The sequence below is a fragment of the Bacillus sp. FSL K6-0073 genome, from assembly GCF_038006085.1.
GTDB lineage: Bacteria > Bacillota > Bacilli > Bacillales > Bacillaceae_G > Bacillus_A > Bacillus_A cereus.
Window position 1 is genome coordinate 5,035,796 of the sequence record NZ_JBBOUN010000001.1, and the last position, 24,746, is coordinate 5,060,541.

The window sequence follows — 24,746 nt, forward strand, 5'->3', positions numbered from 1 at the left end:
AAAGAGCACATCATTCGTGCTCTTTCTAAGCAATATTACTTTTCTAAAATATCTTCTAACAACTTCACTTGCTCGCTAACAGTTTGTAACGTCTTCACTGACGTATCATTTCGATGTTTTTCTTCTTCCACACTCGCTAGCACTTCTTCTGTAGCTGTAGAAGTTTGCTGAATTACGTTAGAAGCATGCGTAACATCCTTTACGATATTCGTCGTTTTAACTTGGAAACTTTCTTGATGAACAACAACCTCTCGCATTACTTCATTAATCGCATCAATAAACTTCCCTAAATCAGTTACATTTGTTAAAACACTTGCTAACATCTCGTTACATTCTTCTTGTACTCTTTCTGATTTCTCTACCTGCACTTCTACCTTACTTGCTTGATTACTAAACTCCTTCAAAATCCCTTGAATTCTTCCCGCAGAACGATTTGATTCTTCAGCAAGCTTTAACACTTCACTCGCTACAATAGCAAAACCTTTTCCATGCTCGCCTGCCCTCGCAGCTTCAATATTTGCATTTAAAGCTAGCAAACTCGTCTGACTTGAAATATTCGTTATTACATCTACAATTTCATTAATTTGTTTCGATTGCATCATTAAATCTCTAAATATAATTCCAGACTGTGAAACAACATCATTTAAACTTCTCATGTTAGTTTCAAAATTTCTTAGAGTATGTACACTACCTTTTGAAATTTCTAAGCTTTCATCCACACGAGCCGATGCAGTTCTTACTTGAGAGATGATTTGTTCAATATTTCCCTCCATATCATTCAATACTTCTACCGAACGATACATCATCTCTGATTGTGATTGCGTACCAACTGCCACCTCTTCAAAGGCAAAATTAATTTCACTCATCGATTCCATCGACGTGTTCATATTTTGTCTTAAATGATTGAAATTACTATCTAGTTTCACAACTGTTTCTTCAATAAGTCTTTGCGTCTCTTCTAACTCCTGAGCTTTTCTCATTACTTCTTGCTTCTCATCACTTAAACGAAGGAGCAGATTAGAACCGATTTTCGTGACGCCCCACATAGCGATTGTTACAATCGCTAACAAACTTGCGAAATTAGCAGCTTCAGACGAGGCTGTATAAGCAAAAAATTGCTCCGGCCAATAGCTACAAAGGATAAATGTGATCACAACAGCTATCCCGCCAAGAATTAAAATGAGGCGCTCACTTAAGTAAATAAGTGAAACAGCTAATGTAAAATAGACCATTTGAAATACAGCCGGGCTTTCATTAAAAGCTTGTACCATAATGTAAGACATTGTAAGCAACATAAATGTCATGATATATTTATACACTGATTCCATACTTTTTATAAAAGTAAAAAGCGTTCCAAATGCAACGACAGAAATACCACAAATCCAAAATGCTATTGCTCTCTCTGTAAAAATATATCCATAATACCCAATCGCGATTATCCCAAGGAAGAAACTACAAATCGTTATAAACAGTAATAAATGATTTTTCTGTGATTCTTTCTCAAGGTTAGAAAAACAAGTCCTCTTTAACCACTCCATATGAAGCCCCACCTTCTACTTATACATATCAATTACTTCAGTTTAAATACCGCACTTACTGGGTTATGATCGCTATTTTCAAACTTTAAATCTTTCCCTTGTACATTTACAATCTCTACATTCGGTGAAACGATAAAGCCATCAATAATAGTGACGAAATTTTCACCTTCTACATATTTCTTTACATCATCTCTTACAGTCATAACAGACGGATCTACAGCCCACTTAAAGCCACCGTCTGTAAAGTCCTTCGGTAACTCTACTAACCACTCAGGACGCTCTTTCACGAACTTCGGATCACTTAATTGAGCGTTCGAAACCAATTGATTCCAATCTCCACCCATTATTACGTAATCACCATTTTCATAATGCTTGTTCATATATTCTTTTAAATACTCTACTTGCTGTTTTCTAATTTTCCCGCCTTCATCATAAGCAGACAAATGTAAATTTACGAGTCTAACATGTTTCCCATTATTAACAGGAATTTTATATTCCACAATTGCTCGATCTAAATCAAACAAACGCTTTGGCCAAGGCTCCATTCCAGGAAGCTGGAACCTCTTCGCTTCTTGAACAGTGTATTTAGAAAACGTATTAATCCAGCCTCCGCATATCCCATTGGATTTGTTATTGGCACTGGAACCCATTTCGTATCGTAGTTCTTGCCAAATGACGAAACATAATCAGGTAATCCTTTTTTCAAAAATTCATGTCCATTTACATCAAATGAACGAAGTGACTTTATATCAACTTCTTGTAATAGCGCAAAATCACTATTCTCATTTTGTAAAAACGAAAGCATATTCTTTAAATTAGTTTCCGTTTGCTCTTTACTACTTGAACCAGATCCCTTTCCACCATCCATAAAGAAATCTTGGTCCTTATCTAACCCAGCATATCCAATATTAAATGTTGTAACTTTAAATTCATTTCCAGTCGCTAATACGCGCTCCTTATTATTCTCCACCTTCAAGCTTATAACATCAGCAGGCTGTTCTTTAGTAAGTGTCATATACGCTAGAAACCCTCCTACAATGCCCGCTACTACTAAAACACATATAAATACGATTTTTAAAAATTTCTTCAAATAAATGACTCCTTTTCACGCGAATTTATTTTTCTTTATTTTCAGTCAAATGAAACAAAACGACACACATAAGAAACATTTTATCATAATTAAAACTGTATATCACTATATTTAGTTGATAAGTAATCGATCCCATTTTAATTACTTAAAAAACCTTCAGACATCAAAAAAAGAAAAGTTACACCCACCTCCTCACTGGAAATTAAACGGTATATTTAGTACACTATATGTAATAATCATAGGCGATGGAGTTCGCCATAAACGCTGCTTAGCTAATGACTCCTACCAGTATACATACTGGTAGGAGTCTATTTTTTTGAGCAAGCTATTTAAAGAGGTGAGAAAATTGATTTATATTATCGTCGGCATTGCCGGTATATTAGGAGCTCTTTCTCGTTATTATTTAGGCCTTAATATCACCACATTTTGGCATCATTCATTTCCATTAGCAACATTACTCATTAACTTAATTGGTTGCTTCTTCTTAGCGTGGCTAACTACTTATATCGCTCGGCTAAACATCTTACCTTCAGAGATTATCACAGGCATCGGAACTGGATTCATCGGTTCCTTTACGACTTTTTCAACATTTAGTGTAGAAACTGTGCAATTGATCAATCATTCTGAGTGGAGCATAGGCTTCTTATATGTATCATGTAGCATACTTGGTGGCCTCATTATGTCTGGCCTTGGCCATACAATTGGAGATTTCTTAATTAAGAAATCTCTTACGGAAGGTGATTACTCATGATAGAAGCCTTATTAGTCGCAACAGGAGGATTTTTCGGTGCGATTACACGATTTGCAATTAGCAATTGGTTTAAGAAAAGAAATAAAACACAATTTCCAATTGCTACATTCCTTATTAATATAACAGGGGCATTTTTACTTGGATATATAATTGGCAACGGATTCACTACAGGCTGGCAACTATTATTAGGTACTGGATTTATGGGCGCATTCACTACATTTTCTACGTTTAAATTAGAATCTGTTCAGCTTCTCAATCGTAAAAAACTATACATCTTTCTTTTATATTTAAGTGCTACTTACATAATTGGTATCGCCTTTGCCTTCCTTGGAATGAAGTTAGGCGGAATATAAAAAAGCGACTCTATTGAGTCGCTTTTTTTCATAAGAAATATGTCCCGCCATATGGAATGGAAAATAAACCAGCTGGATGTACATCGTAATGTATAATTTGCATCGGAAGTTGTGAATAGGGCATATACTGACTTTGCATCATTTGTGCAAAATATGCTTGTTGCTGCATTTGAATAGCTTGATTCACAGCATGAATTGTCCCTTGTGCCCCAGCCAGCGTAATAGCAGCTCCTACTTGTCTACCATTATAAAAATAATAATTCATCATGATTCATCTCACTTATTCTTTTTCTTCCATATAGTATGTTTCTATTTCATAGTGAGTGTTTTGTCCCTATCTATTGCCCTTTTTCAGCTTTGAAGTAATAAATCCAAATAGCAATATACCAATACCACTAAGGAACAATATATAACTTATCGGTACTAGGAAAAAGAAAGGTTCTTCAAGAAATCCATCCGCTCCTACTTTACTGTTTGAAGCATGTATCGTTAAAGAAATAATCGCTAAAATCATGAAAGAAATAGCTACTACGTATTTATTTTTCATTTCACATTCTCCTCTACTTATGTAATTCCCCTTAGATTCTTACCATCATATTATCTAAAAAATAATTATTGACTAAACAAACAAAAAAAAGGTTTGCAAAGCATCTTAAATCACTTCGCAAACCTTCTAAATTATAAATATTTACACTTCAAACCTCTTGCTTAATACAATATACATTGCGCAAAATAGCACGAATATCCCAGCATAAATTAACAAAATCTCTACACTAAACATATCCGACAATGGACCAAATATTATCATTCCTAAAGGAAGCGCGCATGAATTCGCAATTTGTACAAGGCTAAACATCCGTCCGTGCATTGATGGTTCTACTTTCTCTTGCAATAACACAGTAACTGGTGTATTGAAGCACGGCATTGTTATACCAATTAAAAAGTTAAATACTAAATACATAATAAATACCGGAGCGATCCCTAGTCCAATCATAAGCAGTCCATACAACGCACAAGCTAGCGCTGTTGTATGATTACGGAAACCACCCCACGCTGCAATCAAAATGCCACCAGCTGCCGCTCCCACACTAAAGGTCATCTCACTAGCAGTAAGTCTCCACATTTCGGCCCCGAAAGAACGAGTTACCATTAAAGGTGTTAAAAAAGCAGCTGGACTTATTAAAATCATGACGATAATCAATAAAACGATTAGCCTTTTAATAAATACATTTTCTTTTAAATAAGAGAATCCTTCTTTAATTCCTTGTAGATTAGATTTTTGCTTATTCTCTACATTCGCATGTCCTTCCACCTGAATAATAAACATAATACTAATTCCAATCATAGCCGTAATAACATCAATAAAAAATGTTGTTTCAATGCTGGAAATAGAAAGAATCGTCGCACTTGCTGCTGGAGAAAGAAACATAATTAAAGATGTAATACTGCTATTTATTCCATTTACTTTCATCAGATACTCTTTCGGAACGATTTGCGGAATTAATGCATTCACAGCTGGCGTTTGTACTCCTGTTCCAGCTGAACGAATGAGTAACACAATAAAAAGTAACCAAATACTTTTATATCCTGTTAAAAATAAAATTGCTAAGACTAACGTCGCAATCGCTATAATTCCATCCGATAACATAATCATCTTTTTACGGTCATAACGATCAATCCAAACACCTGCAAACAAAGATATCGCAATTTGTGGTAAAAAACCGCAAACAGTTGAAATAGTCAACATCACTCCTGATGATGTTGTAAGGGTGATATACCATATAATCGCGTATTGCATGAGAGAGGAACCGAACAACGAAATAGTTTGAGCGGTCAAAAATAATATAATTTTCGTTTTCCAATTGTTTTCACTCATATGTTTCACCCCCCCTTAACTAATCCTGTCTCTATATGAAAGATGCTATCTGCCCAATCAAGATAAAAACTTGCTTCGTGAGATACGAGTATAATGCTGCCCTTAAACTTAATTAACGCCTTTTGCAAAGCTTCCTTCGCTTCTGCATCCAAATGATTTGTCGGCTCATCTAAAATTAAGAAGTTACAAGGTGATAGTAATAATCCACACAGTTTCACCTTCGATTGTTCACCACCACTTAACGTACGAATTTCTTGCGAAACGTGCGTATCCTTCACTCCACACGCAGCTAAATGATGGCGTATTTCCTTCATATTCAGTTTAGGAAACTGTTCTGAAATAATTTGAAGCGGCGTTAAAGAATCATTGCTCCAATTTAAATCTTGCTCATAATATCCAATCTTTATTTGCTCTGAAAAGTGAAACTCTCCAGAAATACTAGCAATATTTCCAACGATTGTTTTTAATAAAGTAGATTTCCCTACTCCATTGAAACCTGTAATAACAAGTTTTTGCCCACCCATTACTGAAAAATTCAACTTTGGTAAGAGAGCGAAGTCGTAACCAACTTCAAGATTATTTACTTCAAGAACTGTCTGAACTGAAATGGGAAGTTCCTGAAAATGAATAGACGGTTTATGATTAAAACTTGGTGGCGCAATTCTTTCCATACGCTGTAATTGTTTTCTACGACCTTGCGCTATTTTTGAATTCACCCCAGCAATATTTCTACGAATATACTCTTCCGTTTTTTCAATTTTCTTTTGCTGTGCATAATATTGGCGAATATAATCTTTTCGCAAATGCTCCTTTTGTCTTACAAAATCTGAGTATTTGCCGTAATACTTCTTAACTGTTCCGAACTCTACATCACATATGCAAGAAGTTACCTTTTCCAGAAAATCAAAATCATGTGATACGACAATAAACGCTCCTTCAAAATTCATTAAATAATTAGCAAGCCACTCCACATGCTCCTTATCGAGAAAATTCGTCGGTTCATCTAGCAATAAAATATTAGGCTCTTCTAATAAGAGCTTTGCTAAAATTACCTTTGCACGCTGCCCTCCGCTTAATTCACCAATCACACGATCCATCCCAATCACATCAATACCTAAACCGGCTGCCACCTTATTCGTAATACTATCTACTGAATAAAAATCACGGGCCTCGAGCAGTTCTTGAATTTCTGCCGCTTTCAATAGTTGATTTTCATCTCCAGTCATCGCACTTTCTTCATATAACTTGTTCATTCTCTTTTCCATTGCATACAAATCATAAAAGGCTCTCTTTAAATATTGTGAAATGGTATAACCCTCATCAATTTCTGCGTATTGATCAAGATGTCCAATTTGAATATTAGGTTGCCACTTTATGTCTCCCTTATCAGGAATAATTTCCCCCACCAATATTTTCATTAATGTGCTTTTTCCTGCACCATTCTGTCCAACAATTCCCATATGCTCCCCTTTATGCAAATCAAAAGAAGCATTTTCGTATAATACTTTATCTATAAAACTATGTGATAAACTTTCAACTTTAAGTAAACTCATTTTTATTCCTCTTTTCCTGAAATTAAAAAAAGCAGAGAGATAGCGTCATTCGACACTAGCCCTCTGCTTCGTGGTTTTTCCTATACTACTCCAATTTACAGTAAAGACTCATCGGAATAATATACACAAAGGGCCATAGACAAAGCATTGTCTATGGCCCCTTAATCTATTTTATACACCAGCTGAAAAACCATAACGAAATAAGCATAGATACACTATACTTTTTTAGAAAAGTTATTCAGCCGATGAATATAGGGGATTTATACCCCTTGATTAAGCTCCGTACAACGCTTCACCGTATACATTTGTGCGGAGCAAAGTTTTCTAATGAGTTTTACAAATTTTATATAAAGCATATTATGCACCTTCCTTAATACTTAAAAAGGATTTTAGCATACGGTTTTACGAAGCGTCAACATTACTTCCGAATCTTTCAACTACTTGTTTTCAAAATATTGCTTCTGAAACATACACATTCTTATCGCATTATGATAGTTACCATCAACGAAAAACTCATCGATAAGCTCACCTTCTACCATAAACCCAACTTTTTTATAAACATGTACTGCCTTTTCATTTTCCTTATCCACAACTAAATAAATCTTATGCATATTTAATACAGAAAAAGCGTAATCCATTGCTAAACGCGTCGCATCCACTGCATAACCATATCCTTGATAATTCGGATCAATAATAATTTGGAATTCTGTTCTACGGTGAATATAATCGATTTCTACTAACTCAACTAATCCAACCATCTCATTGTCTTTCTCAACGATAAATCGGCGTTCGCTTTGATCATGTATATGTTTATCGTATAAGTCTTGCAGCTCCACAAATGCCTCATACGGCTCTTCAAACCAATACGACATAATATGCGCATTATTATTCAGTTCGTGTACAAACTTTAAATCTTCTCGTTCTAATGGACGTAACTTCAATTCCTGATTCATTCCTATAACCTCCAAGTAAAAGAAACCTCTTCACTTAATTTCTCAATTTTTTTCGATTTCAAACGCCCTAATTTCATTGTAAACTTTCAAGCAACTTGAAGGTCAAGATGTAAAAAAGTAGTGCAAACTTACGTCTGCACTACTACTCTTTTCTCAAATCTCTCATATTTGATATGTATAAAGCAATAACTAAAACAAGAATTGCCCCTGCGTATAATAACGTCTCCATCGGTTCCTCATGAGACACAATAATTAATCGAATTAAGGCCGTAATTCCGATATAAATAAAATAGCGTAACGGGAAATGATAGTTCGATTTAAAATACTTAATAATTAATGCAATGAACTCGAAGTATAAGAAGTAGACGATGATACTTTCAACCAATTTATAAGACGTATACTCTTTTGCCGAAAAAATATACTGTACAAACGTAATTGTCTCATTCACTAAGAAAATTGATAACACAATGGATAATATAATTAAGGCTATATTTAATATCCATTGCAAAACACTAGCTATAACATGATCGATATTAAATGACTTCATTTTCTCTTTAGACTCCCCTTCGTATAAGTACTTATTTATTATAGCAAAATTACGATTGGAAAGAAGTTAAATCATATATTCGTCCTTTGTTGTTGCCAGTGAAGGTGATGTTCATTGTTTGGAGGAGTCTTTTAACCGCAGAACTAGATTCCATATTAAGAAATTCCCTCAATTCGCTATTAGTAGTTATCACACTAAACAGAAGTGTGTAATCTTGTACAGCACGTAAATGAGCATGTTTAGACATACTATTGCAATTTGAACAACGCCATCCCTGTCTTTCTTTTAACATTGCCATTGTAAAACATTCCTCACACTGTACACCCTTTAGCAATTCCTCTTTTTTAATTTTATATTGCGCAAGAACATTTTGACGTTGCGGAATGTGCTCATTCATAATCTGGCCTATAAGTCCATTTATATTATCAATCACTTTTTCTTTATATTGATTTTTAATCTGTTTTATTCTATTAGGTAAATTTGCACTGTGGATAATTTTACTAGACAGTATTTCATCTGAAGTTTTAATAATTGTACGAGGGGAACTAATTACAACGAGGGATTCAATCGGAATATTATGTAAATCATGTAGATTCAGCCATTTTCTCAGTTGCATCTCTTGCCGTTGCAGTTGTAAAAGCGGATTTGGGAATCCTTCTTCCGTAGTACCATCTACTATTCGAATAAGTTGATTGAACTTTGCATCAAAAATTAATGTACCAATAATATTTTTTATTTCAAGAAAAAGAAGAAAATAAGATGAAACTATGAGAGTATCAATTTGGAAATAATGTTTTTGATCAAATAACCTAATATCATGTAAAATACTGTATTCTGTTTCGGGTAAAAAACTAAGTGGATATTCAATCGCCTGCTCTCCTTTATAGCCGGCCATAAATTTCGCTAGACTTTCAACCACCACATTCCTTTTTGGATGATGAGCAGGCAATCTTCTAAGTAAAGCTTCTAATTGCAGCAAATATACGGGCATTTTCCGCTCTTTCACAATCATTTTTATCCCCCTCCAAAATATATCAGCGATTTTTCAAATATATCAGCGCAACTCCAAATATATCAGCGATTTTCGAAATATATCGGCGCAACTCCAAATATATCAGCGATTTTCGAAATATATCGACTTACCGACAAAAACCGACACAACATACACACATAAAATCTTATACACAGTATAACATCACATCTAAAATCGCAATGTAAGCATAATGTGTATACCCCAATGTGATTACGCCAGTTTCAAAATAAGAAATTTACATTCACCCCCATGTAAAAGACCTTTTTATAAGTATGAAAAAATTTTAGGAATTAGTTTATCTTTTTTTAATGTTTTATTTAGAGGCAGTTTATAGTCGGGGATTAACATAAGAAACGTAGCAATTAAGTTTATATATGACGCACTGCTACTATAATCGCTAACCGTACTACTTGAAATCATAAAATAAGGAGACGATAAAACATGAACAAAAAAACAAAAGCACTATCATCCGTACTGCTCGGATTCACATTAGCATTAACAGGGTGTGCTGGTACTAAAGCTGAAGAAAATCATGGGAAACAAAAACAAGAACAAGTTGCTAAAGAAACAAAACAGGAAAACAAATTAACTAAAGGGCAAAAAATGGCTAATATTCTTAGCGAGACAAATTGGCAAGGTACACGAGTGTATGACAAAGATAAGAATGACTTAACAAAAGAGAATGCGAACTTCATTGGTCTTGCAAAATATGATGTGAAGTCCGGCAGATATGAATTTTTTGATGCTAAAACAGGTGCAAGTCGTGGCGATAAAGGAACTTTCTTTGTCACAAATGATGGGAAGAAGAGAATATTAATTTCAGAATCAATGAAGTATCAAGCTGTTGTTGACATGACAAAACTAAATAAAAATATATTTACTTATAAACGAATGGGGAAAGACGCTAACGGTAAAGATGTAGAAGTTTTCGTTGAACATGTTCCATATAAAGAAAAAGAACTTTCTTTCACTGATCCGGACAAGCAGCTGAACACGACTACAGGAGATATTGTTAAAAACGTTGATGGAGATAAAATTTTAGGCGGTACCCTTTGGCACGGAACAAAGGTATTAGACGAAGCTGGTAACGATGTAACACAGTTTAATTCGAATTTTATAAGTCTAGCAAAATTTGATGACAAATCTAATAAATATGAGTTCTTCAATAGCGAAACAGGTCAAAGCCGCGGTGATTATGGCTACTTCGATGTTGTACACAAAAATAAAATAAGAGCCCATGTTTCAATTGGAAATAACAAATACGGTGCTGCTCTTGAACTTACTGAACTAAATAAGAATAAATTTACGTATAAGAGAACTGGTAAAGACCAAGCTGGTAAGGATATAACTATATTCGTTGAACATGAACCTTATAAAGGTGATATGAAACCACAATTTAGCTTTTAAAAACGTTTGATTAAAGATCCTGTACTGAGTTACAGGATCTTTCTTATTAAGCAAGAGAACGAAAAGACGAAAAACATGTAGCTTTTCGTCTGCACAATATTCCCACCTTATAGTTGATGATTTACAAAACTTAAAAACATACCGATACAAAATAAAATTTGTGACCAAGTAAAAAGCGCCCTACTTATAGGGCGCTTGTTTTATACTTAATGACTAATACTAGCTGTTGGGTATAATGTTGTTCCTCCAATTGAAACTTTTATTTCATTTGTTAATGGAACGTTTTGTTCATTAATAATTGTTCTCCACCATTCCCATGCAAGACCTGTACATTCTCTTGCTACAATTTTTATATTTTTTGAGTTCGGTGGAAGAGGGATAACTGTAGAGTAATGAGCCGTTTTGTCTTTTCCGCTACCATCCCACGTTTTATGTGTTAATACTTCGTTACCCTTTTGGTCAAATGTGAATTCATCCCAAGATACATCAAATTGAGCAACGTAAGCACCGTAATGATCAAGTGTCATTTTAGCACTTGAATATTCTGTAGTTGTCGTCTCAATATAATCTGTATTGTTATGAACAGCAGCAGTTGCATTATCTTTTAAGAAAGTGCTTGTATATGAAATTGGGTATGCTGGATTTTTAAGACTTAATTCAGCATTATCTTTAATGATATTTCGGATTTCATTGAAATCTTTAGTAACAACCTTGTTATGCTCTTTCGCATCTCCGCCTAATACTACAGCAGTAAAGGTACTTTCTTCAAAAATATCTTTATACTGTCCACTTGTTTCAACGCTGTTATTCTTAAGTAAGGCTTTAAAAGCAGCTTGTACATCTTTGCTCTTAGATGTTGTTTCTAATTTTACATAAATCGTTCTACCATAAGCTACATTTGAAACCATAACAGGTGGAGCCGAATTACTTACGCCTTTTCGAGTTAACTCGTCAAAAGTAACGCTATTATCAAAAAGGTCGGATGGATTGTTAGGTAGTTCAGCACTTACCGTATAAAATATTTGCTTATACGCCGCTACCATCACTTTTTTCTCTCCATTTGCAACCGCATTAAAATCAATGTTTAGACTGTTATCAAGATATTTAGCGTTAACATTAAGAGCACTTGCGATTTGTGATTTACTATAAACCATAGATTCCGTATACTGCATTCTTGCAGGTAACGTATGTGTTGTAGAATACTTTTCATTCCAAGTAGATACTAAATCGTCTACTGCTCCAGCTACATTACCATATGTCGGATTTTGGACAGTGATTGTATTTTCTTTTCTCATGCCCGGTAAGTCTATACTAATATTCAAAGGTTTTCTCTTAGCCACTAATAAACTCGGTTGATTGTCTGCAAAAGCTTTATTTGCAAGTTGTACAGCTCCTGGATACGTACGATTCACTACAGAATCAATAATTGAAATATCGACTGGCGACGTTGTAAGTGATTTTTTCTCGCGTTCCACTACTACAAATTTACCATTTGAATTGATACTTTCTTTCGGAACAAAACTTTCTACTTTATCACCATTTACAGCTAAAACCTCTTGATTATTATATTTAAGATTTGCTATACCATTATCAATGCCACTAGCATTTTTGGTTACATCAGTTGTATTACTTACTTGTGTTTCTGCGAAGGAAATAGATGAATAATTAATAGTGCATAGACTAACTAATAAACATGCAAGGAACTTTCTTCTTTTAGTGTTTTTCTTAATATTCAGAAAAATCACCCCGTTCTTTTTTTAGTAAAATACGATAATGATTGCTAACTAATAAATTTACATAAATGCTTTTAAAAGTTCTTGAATTAACGGGATTACGCCACCTACAAATTTTAAAACTGCCATTGCGATTTCCATATTATTTCCTCCTTTTTATTGCTACGAAATTTTGATTTATCTTTATGCCCTCATTATAGTGACCCCTTACACTTTTATCAATACACTCTGATATGCAATATTACATATACAAAAAACAAGCTGAATTCTTTTAAAAAGTTATACAGAGATATTTTTTTCGTTTAGTACATACTTGAAAAGGTGAAGCATTCTTTTGCATTTTATGAGTAGTCACATAAAAAAGCTGCTGCCTATAAAATATAGACAGCAACTTCAACTAGAGTAGCTTGCATAATCTACGCAAGCTACAGTATTTTTTTACATTTTATAACTAATAAACTGCGATTGGCCCATAAGGACCATTAATAATTTCTATTTTTGTTTCAAAAATATCTGTCAAAAGTGTTGGGTCCATAACTTCTTCTACTGTTCCGAAAGCAGCAATTTGTCCATCTTTCATAGCACAAATTTTATCCGAGTATTTAGCTGCAAAATTTATGTCATGCATGACAGTCAAAATTGTTCTTCCAAATTCATTAGCTGCACGTCTCAAATGCTCCATCATTTGAACAGAACGAGCAACATCAAGGTTGTTTAAAGGTTCGTCCAAAAGTACATATTCCGTCTCTTGGCACAATACCATCGCTACATATGCCCTTTGTCTTTGACCACCAGAAAGCTCATCTAAATATCTATTCTCTAAACTAGTTAAATCTAAGAAATCGATATATTTAGAGATGATAGCCTCATCTTCTTTAGTCAATCTTCCCTTTGAATAAGGAAAGCGCCCAAATCCAACTAATTGTCTCACAGTAAGCCTAGTTACAAAATGATTTTCTTGTCGCAATATAGTCAAAACTTTTGCTAAATCTTTTGATTTGGATTCAGAAACATCCATATTTGCTACCTGAATTTGACCTTCATCCATATCTAAAAGTCTGCCAATCATCAAAAGTGTCGTTGACTTTCCAGCGCCATTTGGTCCAATTAAAGAAGTAAAGCCTGCTTTTGGTATTTCAATATCCAAAGGTCCTATTTTTACCTTATCAGTATAGAACTTTTTAACATTATCAATTTTTATCATAAAGCCCTCTTCCTTAAAACTATAGTTAAGAATATGATTCCACCAAATAATTCAATAATAACTGAAACTACACCTTGAGCATGGAATACATGATACATTAAAAAGTATGCGCTCGTCATTATTAAAAATCCTATAGCAAAAGCCATCGGAAAAATATATCTATGATCATACGTTGACGCCGCCTGATAACTCAACGTTGCTACTAAAAAGCCGTAGAAAGTAAGTGGCCCAATTAGAGCTGTTGAAATAGACATCAAAATAGCTACTAATACAAGCGTATAAATTACACTAGGTTGATATTTAACTCCAAAAGAAGTAGCAACATCCTTTCCTAGTGACAAAACGTTCAAATTCTTAGAATGAGCAAAAATTAATACTGCTACAATTATGATCATCGGAATTACAATAGGAAAATATGCAGGATCTGCATGATTAACAGAACCAAATAATCTTGCTTGTAAAATATCAAATTCTGAAGGCGCAAGTAGTTTTCTCATGAAAGTTGACACAGAATTTAGCCCGGTACCAATAATAATTCCAACTAAAAGCATAAGTTGTAAATTCCCGTATTTACCGGAAAGTAACCATCCATAAAGTATCAAACTCATGAAGACCATAACAACAACTTGGAATAAAAAAGATCCAATTCCATTAAAATTCATTAATGCACTAGCACCAAAGAAGAATATTGTACTCGTTTGAATTGCTGAATAAAGTGATTCGAAACCTAAAAGCGAAGGAGTAATAATTTTGTTATTCGTAATAGATTGGAAAGCAACTGTCGACAAACTATGGCAAACTGCAGCGATAATCATCGCAACAATAGCTACTATCCTTCTCTTAACAACTGGGATAAAAGAAGGTGAATCTATCGGAACTGGATTGTTATAAACTAAAAGTCCATATGAAGAAAGGAGACCTAAAGCAATCAATGTAATCAGTAAAAACCAATAACGTCTTGCTTCCTTCTTAGACCGAAAAGCACTAGCTGATCTACTTTCATTATGAAGGCTAGAATCGATTTCGACATTTTCTTTATTTCTATAATCTAATGTGATCATCGCAGCCTCCTTGGTTTTCTTTGTCTCAATAAAATAGTAATAAACACGACTGCTCCCACCGTTGCAAGTATTAAAGAAACAGGTACTTCAAAAGGCTGTATAATTGTTCGAGAAATGATGTCACAGGCAGTTATTGACCCCATTCCGATCACACAAACCCAAGGTAAATTACTCCTAAGATCATCACCTCTAAACATTGAAACGATATTTGGCACAATTAATCCTAAGAAAGGCAAGTGTCCAATAACAGCTGCAACAATTCCAACTGCAACAGAGATAAGGGCAGTCCCCAAAAGAACAATTCTATTATAATTAACTCCAAGGCTTGTTGCGACATCTTCTCCTAGTCCAGCTAAAGTCAATCTATTAGCATACATAAAAATAAGAAAAGTAATGATAACAATCAGCCATAAATATTCATATCTTCCCACCTGAATGTTAGCAAATGAACCTACAAACCAAGTTTCAATACTTTGCGTCTTTTGAAAAAGGAGTCCTAAAAAAGTAGACACTGCAGAAATTACTGCTCCAAGCATCAATCCAATAATCGGGACAATTAAAGACGAACGAAGCTTAACTCTTCTTAAAAATAGAAAGAAAATCATAGTTCCTATAAAAGAAAAAATGATTGCACCAGTCATTCTTTGAACTAAAGTCGGGGCAGGAAATAGTAAATACACAAAAAGCAGGCCTAAGCCTGACCATTCAATCGTCCCCGTTGTAGTAGGTTCAACAAAGCGATTCTGTGTAATGAGTTGCATTACGAGCCCTGCCATCGCCATTGCAGCTCCAGTAAGCATTAATGCAACTGTTCTCGGAACACGAGTGATGAAAAACATCTCCATTCCATCCTCTTGTCCACGTATATCATAAACTCCAGTAAACAGTGATATAATCCCTAAAATTATAACAACTATAACCGCTATTATAAAAGGTTTTGTCCATATTTTATTGTGATTATAAAACTGGGGTTGAGAAATATTCTCAACCCTAGAAATCATATTTTTTGACACTGTTTCGTACCCCTTTACACTACTTAGCTAAAGTTTTTGCAAGATTTCCAAATAACTCTACATAAGTCTGAATTGATTCATTTGTGTAAGTATCTTCTGGTGCATAAACAACTTGTTTTTTAGAAACAGCAGTTGTGTTTTGAAGAGCTGGTGATTTAGAAATAACATCCTTAGCAGGTGTTGACTTAGCTGCATCAGATGTTGCAGCATCACGATCTAATACGAAAAGCCAATCAGGATTTGTTTGTGCGATAGCTTCAACAGAAACGTCATCACCTTTATGACCTGCAGTAGAATTAGACACTTCTAATGCTGGAGTCCAACCGAAAATTTCATACATTGGTCCCCAAACGCGACCAGAGTGCGGCGCAGCAAAGCCAATATTTCCACCAGTAACGATAACACTCATAACTTTATCTTTTCCGTTATAAGCAGATTTTGCTTTTTCAATAGATTTATCGAAATCAGCTATTAATTGTTTAGCTTCTTTATCTTTAGCAAAGATTTTACCTAAAGTAGTTGTAGAATCTTTAAGTCCTTTTACTAAGTTTTCTCCAGGCTTAGTAGCCTTCTCAGAAACATCAAAATTAAGATCAATAACAGCTGCATTTGGCACTAATTTTTTAATTTCTTCGTAATGATCAGCAAATCTTTGACCAACGATTACAAGGTCAGGGTTTGCCGCTGCAATAATTTCAAGATTTGGTTCACGGTGATTTCCAATATTTTGAACTGAATCATCCTTTTTATATGCTGAATCTGCAGGCATGATATCTTTTGGAGCAGCCGCTAGTTTAATTCCCCAATCAGATAAAGTTTCAAAAGTTCTGTTATCCAAAGCAACTACATTCTTTGGGTTTACAGGTACTTTAACAGTTCCATGAGCATCAGTGATTTCAACCGTTTTTGGCTTATCACTACCATTATCTTTATTATTAGCCTTCGAAGTTTCTTTACTTGAATCTGAGCAAGCCACTAACATTAAAGTGAAAATTGCTAGAATACTCACTAATTTTAAAAGCATAGATTTTTTCATATGTATACTCCTTATAGTGTGATTTATTTCGAAAATGATGACATCCATAGATTGAATTAGAAAGTAACTTTTATTCAATTGAATCGCTATTGATAATCATTTTCATTTGAACATCCTGTTAATTAGTATAGTCATTAATTCTGTGAAAATCTTGTGAATGGTGCGAATTCATAAAATCAGGCATAGAAAGTAATATGTGAAGTCGGGCGTATTGATTAACCATGATTTCCTCTACAAAACACGCCCATTAATAGCTAATATTTTCATAATCCATTTTTTACGTCTTTTAATACTTCTAAGAAACTTTTTTCTATTACCTTATTTTATCATTCAATCATTGAATAGCCTCTGCCGTGTATCGTTTGAATATATCTGTCTTTCTTCTCGCACTTTAACTTTTTTCTTACATACCCAATATATAAATCTACTACATTTGGATTTACTACTACGTTATATCCCCAAACTTGATTCAAAAGCATTTCACGGCTCAATATCGTGTTTTTGTTTTTGATTAAAAATACAAGTAAATCGTACTCACGCTTAGTAAGTGAGAGATTTTCGCCACCTTTTTTCACAATATTGCTTGATGCATCAACAAAGAGATCTTTAAACTGAAAAAAGTTTATCTCCTTTTGCTGGTTACAATCACTTCTCCTTAAAATTGCTTGAACCCTTGCTACTAATTCTTCTTTCGCAAATGGTTTTCTTATATAATCATCTGCTCCTGCTTGTAACCCTGCAACGCAATCCTTACTAGAAATATTGTCAGTCACAATAATAATCGGTGTCGTTTTAACAAGTCGTATTTGTCTGCAAATTTCTGGTCCTGATATACTTAATGAATCCCAATCCAATATGATAATATCCCAATCTTGTTCATATATTATATTTAAACCTTCGTTTTCATTGTGAAGTTTTAAAATGAAATAGCCTTCTTGCGTTAGACCGCTTACGATTTTCTTTGCTGAAGACCGTTCATTTTTAATCACCAACACCTGCTTCACCGATGGTTCACCTCTACTTCAATATAACTTATTTATATAAAAAATTATTCCGAAAAAACAATTTATGATTTACAAATTCCCCCCCTAAATAATCCATTAAAACAGCTTATTAGGAGAACTCTATATAATCTTACAATAGGTATGGATAAAAACACAAAACATATGAAGATTCAAATAAAGTGAAGTATTAATTGATCAAACAGGGATGTTCATCCCCACTAATTATCAGTCCTCACCACTCAGGCTTTGACGGGATAAAATTGTGATCATTAAGGGATAGCACACAAGATACATTGAGGATGTAAGTGAAAGAACCAAAGAATTAGATACATTCTATTTTTAGAACTATAACTTTTCCATAAACAAAAAGAACCATAACCTCGCCAACCTGGCAAAATTATGGTTCATATCATACAAAATAAAAAACCACCAAATATGTATTGGTGGAGACGGTGGGAGTCGAACCCACGTCCAAAAATATCGGCACTTAAGCTTCTACGAGTGTAGTCGATATATTAGCATTTCGCGAACTCTTCGGCCTATCGACAGGCTTCCAAGTTGCTAGTCTGGTTGTTCTCTTCCTTTGTCCTCAGACGGCGAACTCCGGCGTAGTCCACTTAGTTTGAGTCCCTTACCCTACCACATGGACGATGGAGGGAGGAACCTTTAGTGCAATTAAGCAGCTAAAGAAAGATTGTTTTGTTTGCCAATTATAGGCTTTGACGTTTTAACGAGGCCGATCCCCTCGACTCGCAACCTAAGCTCGAACTATCCCTGTCGAATCCGTAACGTCCCCATGATAAAAATGGAGCATACGAAGAAAATATCGTGATAGCTACTAAGAGCTGTTTTTCAATGTGCAACAACCTTACATAAGTTATTATAACATACGAGCTCCATTTTACAAATGTAAATATCTGTATTACATCTTTTGGCGATCACGGAACGCGCGTGCAATTTCACGTTTAGCTTCTTTCTCTTTTAAATCGTGACGTTTATCGTATTGTTTCTTACCTTTTGCTAAACCAAGTGCCATTTTTGCAAATCCATTTTTCAAATAAATTCTAAGTGGAACTAATGCGTAACCTGTTTCTTTCGCAGCGCCCGCTAGTTTATCAATTTCTTTTTTATGCAGAAGTAATTTTCTAGTACGAAGTGGATCATGGTTGAAACGATTCCCTTGTTCGTACGTATTAATGTGCATATTATGAACCCATACTTCACCATTATGTACACGTGCAAACGCATCTTTCAAGTTTACGCGTCCAGCGCGAATCGACTTAATTTCCGTTCCTTGAAGGACAAGCCCTGCTTCGTATGTTTCTTCGATGAAATAATCATGAAATGCTTTTTTATTTTGTGCAATAACCTTACCTGTACCCTTTGGCATATAACGTCCCTCCTCTATTTTTACTATTGTAACAAATGTTAATAAAAAGCGAAAGTGGCTCGCTCAGAATCTTTGGACATTGGAACTCCCGACAGAGAAGCGCTTTTTGCTTCGTCCGAGGGAGTGAAATGGCCAACAGATTCTAGCCACTGTAGCTAGATTCCATTAAAAAGCGAAAGTGGCTCGCTCTTAAGCCACGAAGAAAAAAGAAAAGGCCCCGCTTTTCATCAAAGCGAAGCCACTCTTTTCTTACTTACGCTTTTTCTTTTTCTTCTTGAATCCTGGTACGTTTTCGAAGAATGCTTTTTTCTTCTTACCGTTACCATCTTTTTTTCCTGGCTGGCTAGCAGAAGCGGATGCGGATGCAGATCCTCTTCCTTTTCCTTTACCACCACGGTCAAATTTTCTACCTGTGCCACGTTCACCGCCGCGCTCATTACTGCGCTCGCTACGTCCACCGCGTTTCTTTCTGCCTGTTCTTGGCTGCTCGATAACGACTGGACGATCTTTGAACTTACGGCGAGGTGTGCCTTTCATGCCAACGATTTCAAAGTCGATTGCACGCTCGTCTTTGTTTACGTTAATAACGCGAATTGTAATTTCGTCACCGATGCGGAATACGTTTCCTGTACGTTCTCCGATCATAGCGAAATGTTGCTCGTCATAACGGTAGTAATCATCCGTTAAGTAGCTAACGTGTACAAGACCTTCAATTGTATTTGGAAGCTCTACGAATAAACCGAAGTTTGTTACAGAGCTAATCATACCGTCATACTCTTCACCGATCTTATCAACCATATACTCTGCTTTTTTCATCTCATCTGTTTCACGCTCTGCTTCAACAGCACGGCGTTCCATATTAGAAGAGTGCTCTGCAATCTCAGGTAATTTTTCACGCCATTTTGCTTGCGTTTCGTTGTCGACTTTACCATTAATAATGTATTCACGAATTAATCTATGAACGATTGTATCTGGGTAACGACGAATTGGTGATGTGAAATGTGTGTAGAACTCAGTTGATAAACCGAAATGTCCTAAACTATCCGCATCGTAACGAGCTTGCTTCATAGAACGAAGCATAACTGTTGAAATAACTACTTCTTCTGGCTGTCCTTGAACCATTTCAAGTATTTGTTGCAGCGCACGAGGGTGCACTTCATTCGCACGTCCTTTTACCGCATATCCGAAGTTCGTTACAAACTCGAAGAAACGCTCAAGCTTATCTTCTTTCGGATCTTCATGGACACGGTACATAAACGGTACGTTCATCCAGTGGAAGTGCTCTGCTACTGTTTCATTCGCAACAAGCATAAATTCTTCAATTAACTTCTCTGATACAGAACGATCGCGCATGACAACGTCTGTCGGTTTTCCTTCTTCATCTACTAATACTTTCGCTTCTTTAAAGTCAAAGTCAATTGCACCACGGCGCATACGTTTTTCACGTAAAATTTGTGCCAATTGACCCATCTCTTTAAACATCGGTACGAGCGGCTCATAACGCTTAATTAACTCTTCGTCCTCATCTTCTAAAATGCTTCTTACGTCAGCATACGTCATACGCTCTGTCGTTTTAATCACACTTTGGAAAATCTCGTGTTTAACAACATCACCTAAGTTGTTGATTTCCATTTCACAAGATAATGTCAGACGGTCTACTTTCGGATTTAATGAACAAATACCGTTAGATAGACGATGTGGAATCATCGGGATTACACGGTCAACAAGATACACACTTGTCGCTCTTTCCGCTGCTTCAACATCAATTGGAGAGCCTTCTTGAACGTAATGACTTACATCCGCAATGTGAACGCCTAGCTTGTAGTTACCGTTCTCAAGCTTCGTTACTGTAACAGCATCATCTAAATCTTTCGCATCTGCACCATCAATCGTTACGATCATTTGATCACGCAGGTCGCGGCGATCTTTTAAATCTTCTTCTGAAATCGTTTCTGGTACACTGTTTGCATGCTCCATCACTTCCTCAGGGAATGCTAAAGGTAAATGATGTTTATGAATGACAGATAAAATATCTACTCCTGGATCATTTTTATGACCTAGAATTTGAATAACTTCACCTTCTGCACTTAAACGATTCTCTGGATAGCTCGTAATTTTCACAACTACTTTATGACCTTCTACAGCACCCATTGATGCGCTTTTCAAGATAAAGATATCACTCGTCCAACGCTTATTGTCAGGTATAACGAATCCAAAGTTTTTCGATTCTGTATATGTACCAACTAGTTCTTTCGTTCCACGCTCTAAAATGCGTACAATTGAACCTTCTTGACGTGAACCGCTTGATTGAGAACTAAGGCGTGCTAATACTGTATCGCCATGAAGTGCACCGTTTAATTCTGTAGGCGGGATGAAAAGATCATCGTCTCCTGTTTTCTTCTCGTCTGGTACAACGAATGCAAAACCACGTGCATGTCCAATTAATTTACCGCGTACTAAATTCATCTTTTCAGGAAGACCGTAACGGTTGCTACGTGTACGAATAACAAGTCCCTTCTCTTCCATCGTTACAAGTGCCTTTACAAAATCTTTAAAACCCTCAGAACCTTCAATTCCAAATGCCTCTTCTAACTCTTGTATCGTTAGCGGTTTATACGCTTCTTCTCTCATAAATAATAACAACTTATCAATATGTTCTTGTATGATTTCTTCCAAGCAAAAATACCTCCTTTAAAACCTTATATTATTTAGTGTATCCGAAAGATAGGGGATGTATAAAGTGAAACTTCAATACTCCCCTTATGATTTTTACAGTTTTCACAAAAAATTCCTTATGAAAAAAAGAGGCAACTAGATCTTACCAATCTAGTTGCTCCAAGAAGTTATATACATCCTCATGTAGCTCGTCACGTTGTTTATCAAGTGTAATGACATGCGTAGAGTCTTCATACCATTTAATGTCTTTTAACGTAGATTCTACACCGTTATAAATAATGTTAGCACTATCTGTATTAATCATTTCGTCATGACGTGCTTGTACAACAAATGTTGGTGCATAAATCATATCCACATTGTTACGTACGTCAGCAATTAATTGTTGTAATGCTTTTAATGTATTCATCGGTGTCTTTTGGAATTCCAACATTTCTTGTTCAATTTGTTCAGGTGATTTTTGCTCACGTTTTTTATATTCGCGGGCATATGCCAATATACCTTGGTACATCGTTTCTTCGCTCTTAATATACATCGGTGCACACATTGGTACTACACCTAAAACCGGTACTGTATAACCTAATTTTAAAGAAAATACGCCGCCAAGTGACAATCCAACAACAGCAATTTTCTCAAAACCTTTATCTTTTAAAAGCTGATATGCCTCCGTTACATCTTGCCACCAATCTGTAGGCCCTGTATGAACAAGCTCTTCTGGTGGTACACCGTGCCCTTTATAAATTGGCGCATGACAAGTATAGCCCTTCTTTTCTAAGAAACGCCCTAACATACGTACATCAGCTGAGTTCCCTGTGAATCCATGTAGTAATAAAACAGCGCGGTCTCCACCCTCAAATGTAAATGGTTTCGGAGATGCTAATTTCATCATGTATTTCTCCTCTTTCTCTTCTGTAATCTAGTCGTATTCTTTCTATATCTAGTGTACCATATTTGTATTTCTATAATCTAATTAGAAACATCTTTCAAATGACAAAACAAAAAAAGAAGAACCATTAGTACCATTCACTAACGCTTCTTCTTTCAATTCTATAAATTGAAGTACGTAACACCAATTGTTAATACAAAGAACAATACAGCTAAAACAATTGTAATACGGTTTAATACCGCTTCAATTCCACGTGCCTTTTGCTTACCAAATAATTGCTCCGCACCGCCTGAAATTGCACCTGAAAGGCCTGAGCTATTACTAGATTGCATAAGTACCATAACAATCATTAAAATCGATACAATAATAAGTAAAACTGATAATAACGTATGCACTTGGCGTACCTCCTACAAAGATTCAGTTATTGTAACTGTAGCATAAATTCTATAGAAAAGCGAGAGCTATAGAGGCGCTCTCGCTTTTCTTCTATTACATAAACATCATCGCAAATAACGGTCCAAGTAAACATGTCAAAATTGCTGTTAATGTCATTGTTACCGATCCAATAACACCTTCATGTTCGTTATTTTTCATCGCTCTCATAACACCCATAATATGAGAAGCACATCCAAATCCGATACCTTTACCAACTGAGTTTGTAACACGGCTCCATTTTAATAAAAGGGGTCCTGTAATCGTTCCAGTAATACCTGCGATAACAACGAAAGCTGCTGTTAAGGAAGGTACACCACCAACTTGTTCTGAAACACTCATCGCAACTGGCATTGTCACCGATTTTGGTAAAGACGATAAGATTAAGCTTTTATCTGTTCCCATAAGTGAAGCAATCGCAAAATCACTAGCGATTGCAACTGTTGTACCTACTAATACCCCACCAGCAATCGGTACAACATATTTTTGCAGAACATGACGTTGTTTATAAAGAGGAATTGCAAATGCTACAACACCGGGTCCAAGTAGCTTTGCAATCCAGCCACCACCACTTTCCATATAATGTTGATATGGTATATCAAGCACGATAAATAGGAAAGCCATTAATCCAGTTGCTACAAGCATTGGAATGGTGAATGGTGTTGGAAATAATTTATAGATTTTTTTAGATAATTGATATAATAGCACCGTAAAAAGAACCCAACCGATTCCGATTAATATTTGGCTCATCGCGACTCTCTTTCCTTCCTATTCGCAAGATATTGTCCTGTATGTCCTGCGACAATAATAATTAAAAATGTACTCGCTACAACTGTAATGAAAAGAGAAATTCCTTTACTCATAAAAAAAGCACCGTAATTCATTAGGCCAAGCGTCGGCGGAATTAATAAAAACGGCATAATAGCAACGAGTGTTTCTGCTCCTAAATCGAACCATTTCACTGGAAGAACTTTTAGGCTAAGTAAAACAAGTAAGAGGAACATTCCAATCAAACTTCCTGGAATCGGAATATTTAACATTTCTTGCACCCAAGTTCCAACCATATAAAACACGTAAAGAGCAGCAATTTGGACAAGAATCTTTGTAAATTTCATGTTCATCATCCCTCATGTTTATACGATCTTCTGTTAATATCTTTATCATAGTATAAATTGTAAAAAGCTGCAATTTATCAACTTGACAGCAAAAACAG

General features: G+C 35.4%; 23 protein-coding genes, 1 other RNA gene, 1 pseudogene and 1 riboswitch. Of the genes and pseudogenes, 3 read left to right on the forward strand and 22 right to left on the reverse strand.

Features of this window, described 5'->3' with window-relative positions:
- Nucleotides 1-35: 35 nt before the first annotated feature.
- Together MHB52_RS26185 and MHB52_RS26190 are read right to left on the reverse strand one after the other, a co-directional pair.
- The gene (locus tag MHB52_RS26185; RefSeq protein WP_061664389.1) at nucleotides 36-1,538 is read right to left on the reverse strand and encodes a DUF4077 domain-containing protein; all 1,503 of its coding nucleotides are present in this window, start codon (nucleotides 1,536-1,538) and stop codon (nucleotides 36-38) included.
- Between the two features lie 32 nt (nucleotides 1,539-1,570).
- A pseudogene (locus tag MHB52_RS26190) lies at nucleotides 1,571-2,628 on the reverse strand (endonuclease/exonuclease/phosphatase family protein).
- Between the two features lie 232 nt (nucleotides 2,629-2,860).
- A riboswitch (Fluoride riboswitch) is annotated at nucleotides 2,861-2,920 on the forward strand.
- Between the two features lie 54 nt (nucleotides 2,921-2,974).
- Between MHB52_RS26190 and crcB (MHB52_RS26195) the strand changes: the two are divergent.
- Both crcB (MHB52_RS26195) and crcB (MHB52_RS26200) read left to right on the forward strand, forming a co-directional pair.
- On the forward strand, nucleotides 2,975-3,379 hold the full coding sequence (crcB, locus tag MHB52_RS26195; protein WP_000639314.1) for a fluoride efflux transporter CrcB: 405 nt from the start codon (nucleotides 2,975-2,977) through the stop codon (nucleotides 3,377-3,379).
- Nucleotides 3,376-3,732, forward strand: coding sequence for a fluoride efflux transporter CrcB (crcB, locus tag MHB52_RS26200; RefSeq protein ID WP_000568575.1), 357 nt, complete (start codon nucleotides 3,376-3,378; stop codon nucleotides 3,730-3,732). The genes crcB (MHB52_RS26195) and crcB (MHB52_RS26200) overlap by 4 nt, the downstream gene beginning before the upstream one ends.
- A 28-nt stretch (nucleotides 3,733-3,760) precedes the next feature.
- Here crcB (MHB52_RS26200) and MHB52_RS26205 read toward each other — a convergent pair whose 3' ends face one another.
- From MHB52_RS26205 to MHB52_RS26235, 7 genes are all read right to left on the reverse strand, one after another.
- Nucleotides 3,761-4,000 (reverse strand): DUF3947 family protein, encoded by a 240-nt coding sequence (locus MHB52_RS26205; RefSeq protein ID WP_061664390.1) that lies wholly within the window; start codon nucleotides 3,998-4,000, stop codon nucleotides 3,761-3,763.
- Between the two features lie 66 nt (nucleotides 4,001-4,066).
- Nucleotides 4,067-4,279 carry a DUF3955 domain-containing protein gene (locus tag MHB52_RS26210; RefSeq protein ID WP_000792610.1) on the reverse strand — a complete coding sequence of 71 codons (213 nt, stop codon included), beginning with the start codon at nucleotides 4,277-4,279 and terminating at the stop codon, nucleotides 4,067-4,069.
- Between the two features lie 141 nt (nucleotides 4,280-4,420).
- Nucleotides 4,421-5,608 (reverse strand): MFS transporter, encoded by a 1,188-nt coding sequence (locus MHB52_RS26215; RefSeq protein WP_061664391.1) that lies wholly within the window; start codon nucleotides 5,606-5,608, stop codon nucleotides 4,421-4,423.
- 5 nt (nucleotides 5,609-5,613) lie between these two features.
- A complete protein-coding gene (locus MHB52_RS26220) occupies nucleotides 5,614-7,161 on the reverse strand; it encodes an ABC-F family ATP-binding cassette domain-containing protein (protein ID WP_061664392.1) in 1,548 nt (515 codons plus the stop codon).
- A gap of 437 nt (nucleotides 7,162-7,598) precedes the next feature.
- Nucleotides 7,599-8,114, reverse strand: coding sequence for a spermidine N1-acetyltransferase (speG, locus tag MHB52_RS26225; RefSeq protein ID WP_001071092.1), 516 nt, complete (start codon nucleotides 8,112-8,114; stop codon nucleotides 7,599-7,601).
- 142 nt (nucleotides 8,115-8,256) lie between these two features.
- Nucleotides 8,257-8,661 carry a phosphate-starvation-inducible protein PsiE gene (psiE, locus tag MHB52_RS26230; RefSeq protein WP_000834708.1) on the reverse strand — a complete coding sequence of 135 codons (405 nt, stop codon included), beginning with the start codon at nucleotides 8,659-8,661 and terminating at the stop codon, nucleotides 8,257-8,259.
- Nucleotides 8,662-8,710: 49 nt separating this feature from the next.
- Entirely contained in the window at nucleotides 8,711-9,673 is a 963-nt protein-coding gene (locus MHB52_RS26235; protein WP_061664393.1) for a nuclease-related domain-containing protein, read from the reverse strand.
- Nucleotides 9,674-10,135: 462 nt separating this feature from the next.
- On the opposite strand from MHB52_RS26235, the gene MHB52_RS26240 reads away from it, so the two are divergent.
- The gene (locus tag MHB52_RS26240) at nucleotides 10,136-11,101 is read left to right on the forward strand and encodes a DUF4822 domain-containing protein (RefSeq protein ID WP_061664394.1); all 966 of its coding nucleotides are present in this window, start codon (nucleotides 10,136-10,138) and stop codon (nucleotides 11,099-11,101) included.
- 206 nt (nucleotides 11,102-11,307) lie between these two features.
- Here MHB52_RS26240 and alo read toward each other — a convergent pair whose 3' ends face one another.
- The 13 genes from alo to MHB52_RS26305 all read right to left on the reverse strand — a co-directional run bounded on the left by alo (nucleotide 11,308) and on the right by MHB52_RS26305 (nucleotide 24,648).
- On the reverse strand, nucleotides 11,308-12,846 hold the full coding sequence (gene alo, locus MHB52_RS26245) for an anthrolysin O/cereolysin O family cholesterol-dependent cytolysin Alo (RefSeq protein ID WP_000576742.1): 1,539 nt from the start codon (nucleotides 12,844-12,846) through the stop codon (nucleotides 11,308-11,310).
- Between the two features lie 439 nt (nucleotides 12,847-13,285).
- Nucleotides 13,286-14,038: an iron ABC transporter ATP-binding protein gene (locus MHB52_RS26250; RefSeq protein WP_000590061.1), complete on the reverse strand. Its 753-nt coding sequence runs from the start codon at nucleotides 14,036-14,038 to the stop codon at nucleotides 13,286-13,288.
- A complete protein-coding gene (locus MHB52_RS26255) occupies nucleotides 14,035-15,099 on the reverse strand; it encodes an iron chelate uptake ABC transporter family permease subunit (protein WP_016118873.1) in 1,065 nt (354 codons plus the stop codon). Before MHB52_RS26255 ends, MHB52_RS26250 begins: the two co-directional genes overlap by 4 nt.
- A complete protein-coding gene (locus MHB52_RS26260; RefSeq protein WP_016118874.1) occupies nucleotides 15,096-16,112 on the reverse strand; it encodes an ABC transporter permease in 1,017 nt (338 codons plus the stop codon). Before MHB52_RS26260 ends, MHB52_RS26255 begins: the two co-directional genes overlap by 4 nt.
- A gap of 19 nt (nucleotides 16,113-16,131) precedes the next feature.
- Nucleotides 16,132-17,148: a siderophore ABC transporter substrate-binding protein gene (locus tag MHB52_RS26265; protein WP_061664395.1), complete on the reverse strand. Its 1,017-nt coding sequence runs from the start codon at nucleotides 17,146-17,148 to the stop codon at nucleotides 16,132-16,134.
- Between the two features lie 326 nt (nucleotides 17,149-17,474).
- On the reverse strand, nucleotides 17,475-18,152 hold the full coding sequence (locus tag MHB52_RS26270; RefSeq protein ID WP_000815815.1) for a response regulator transcription factor: 678 nt from the start codon (nucleotides 18,150-18,152) through the stop codon (nucleotides 17,475-17,477).
- Nucleotides 18,153-18,593: 441 nt separating this feature from the next.
- Nucleotides 18,594-18,948, reverse strand: a transfer-messenger RNA (tmRNA) gene (gene ssrA / locus MHB52_RS26275).
- 126 nt (nucleotides 18,949-19,074) lie between these two features.
- Nucleotides 19,075-19,542, reverse strand: coding sequence for an SsrA-binding protein (gene smpB, locus MHB52_RS26280; protein ID WP_001123919.1), 468 nt, complete (start codon nucleotides 19,540-19,542; stop codon nucleotides 19,075-19,077).
- Between the two features lie 249 nt (nucleotides 19,543-19,791).
- Nucleotides 19,792-22,218, reverse strand: coding sequence for a ribonuclease R (rnr, locus tag MHB52_RS26285; RefSeq protein ID WP_000391096.1), 2,427 nt, complete (start codon nucleotides 22,216-22,218; stop codon nucleotides 19,792-19,794).
- A gap of 142 nt (nucleotides 22,219-22,360) precedes the next feature.
- On the reverse strand, nucleotides 22,361-23,101 hold the full coding sequence (gene estA / locus MHB52_RS26290) for a carboxylesterase (protein WP_000761986.1): 741 nt from the start codon (nucleotides 23,099-23,101) through the stop codon (nucleotides 22,361-22,363).
- 161 nt (nucleotides 23,102-23,262) lie between these two features.
- Nucleotides 23,263-23,496 (reverse strand): preprotein translocase subunit SecG, encoded by a 234-nt coding sequence (gene secG / locus MHB52_RS26295; RefSeq protein WP_000557264.1) that lies wholly within the window; start codon nucleotides 23,494-23,496, stop codon nucleotides 23,263-23,265.
- Nucleotides 23,497-23,590: 94 nt separating this feature from the next.
- The gene (locus tag MHB52_RS26300; RefSeq protein WP_000078304.1) at nucleotides 23,591-24,283 is read right to left on the reverse strand and encodes an LrgB family protein; all 693 of its coding nucleotides are present in this window, start codon (nucleotides 24,281-24,283) and stop codon (nucleotides 23,591-23,593) included.
- Nucleotides 24,280-24,648 carry a CidA/LrgA family holin-like protein gene (locus tag MHB52_RS26305; RefSeq protein ID WP_000673222.1) on the reverse strand — a complete coding sequence of 123 codons (369 nt, stop codon included), beginning with the start codon at nucleotides 24,646-24,648 and terminating at the stop codon, nucleotides 24,280-24,282. Before MHB52_RS26305 ends, MHB52_RS26300 begins: the two co-directional genes overlap by 4 nt.
- Nucleotides 24,649-24,746 lie beyond the last annotated feature (98 nt).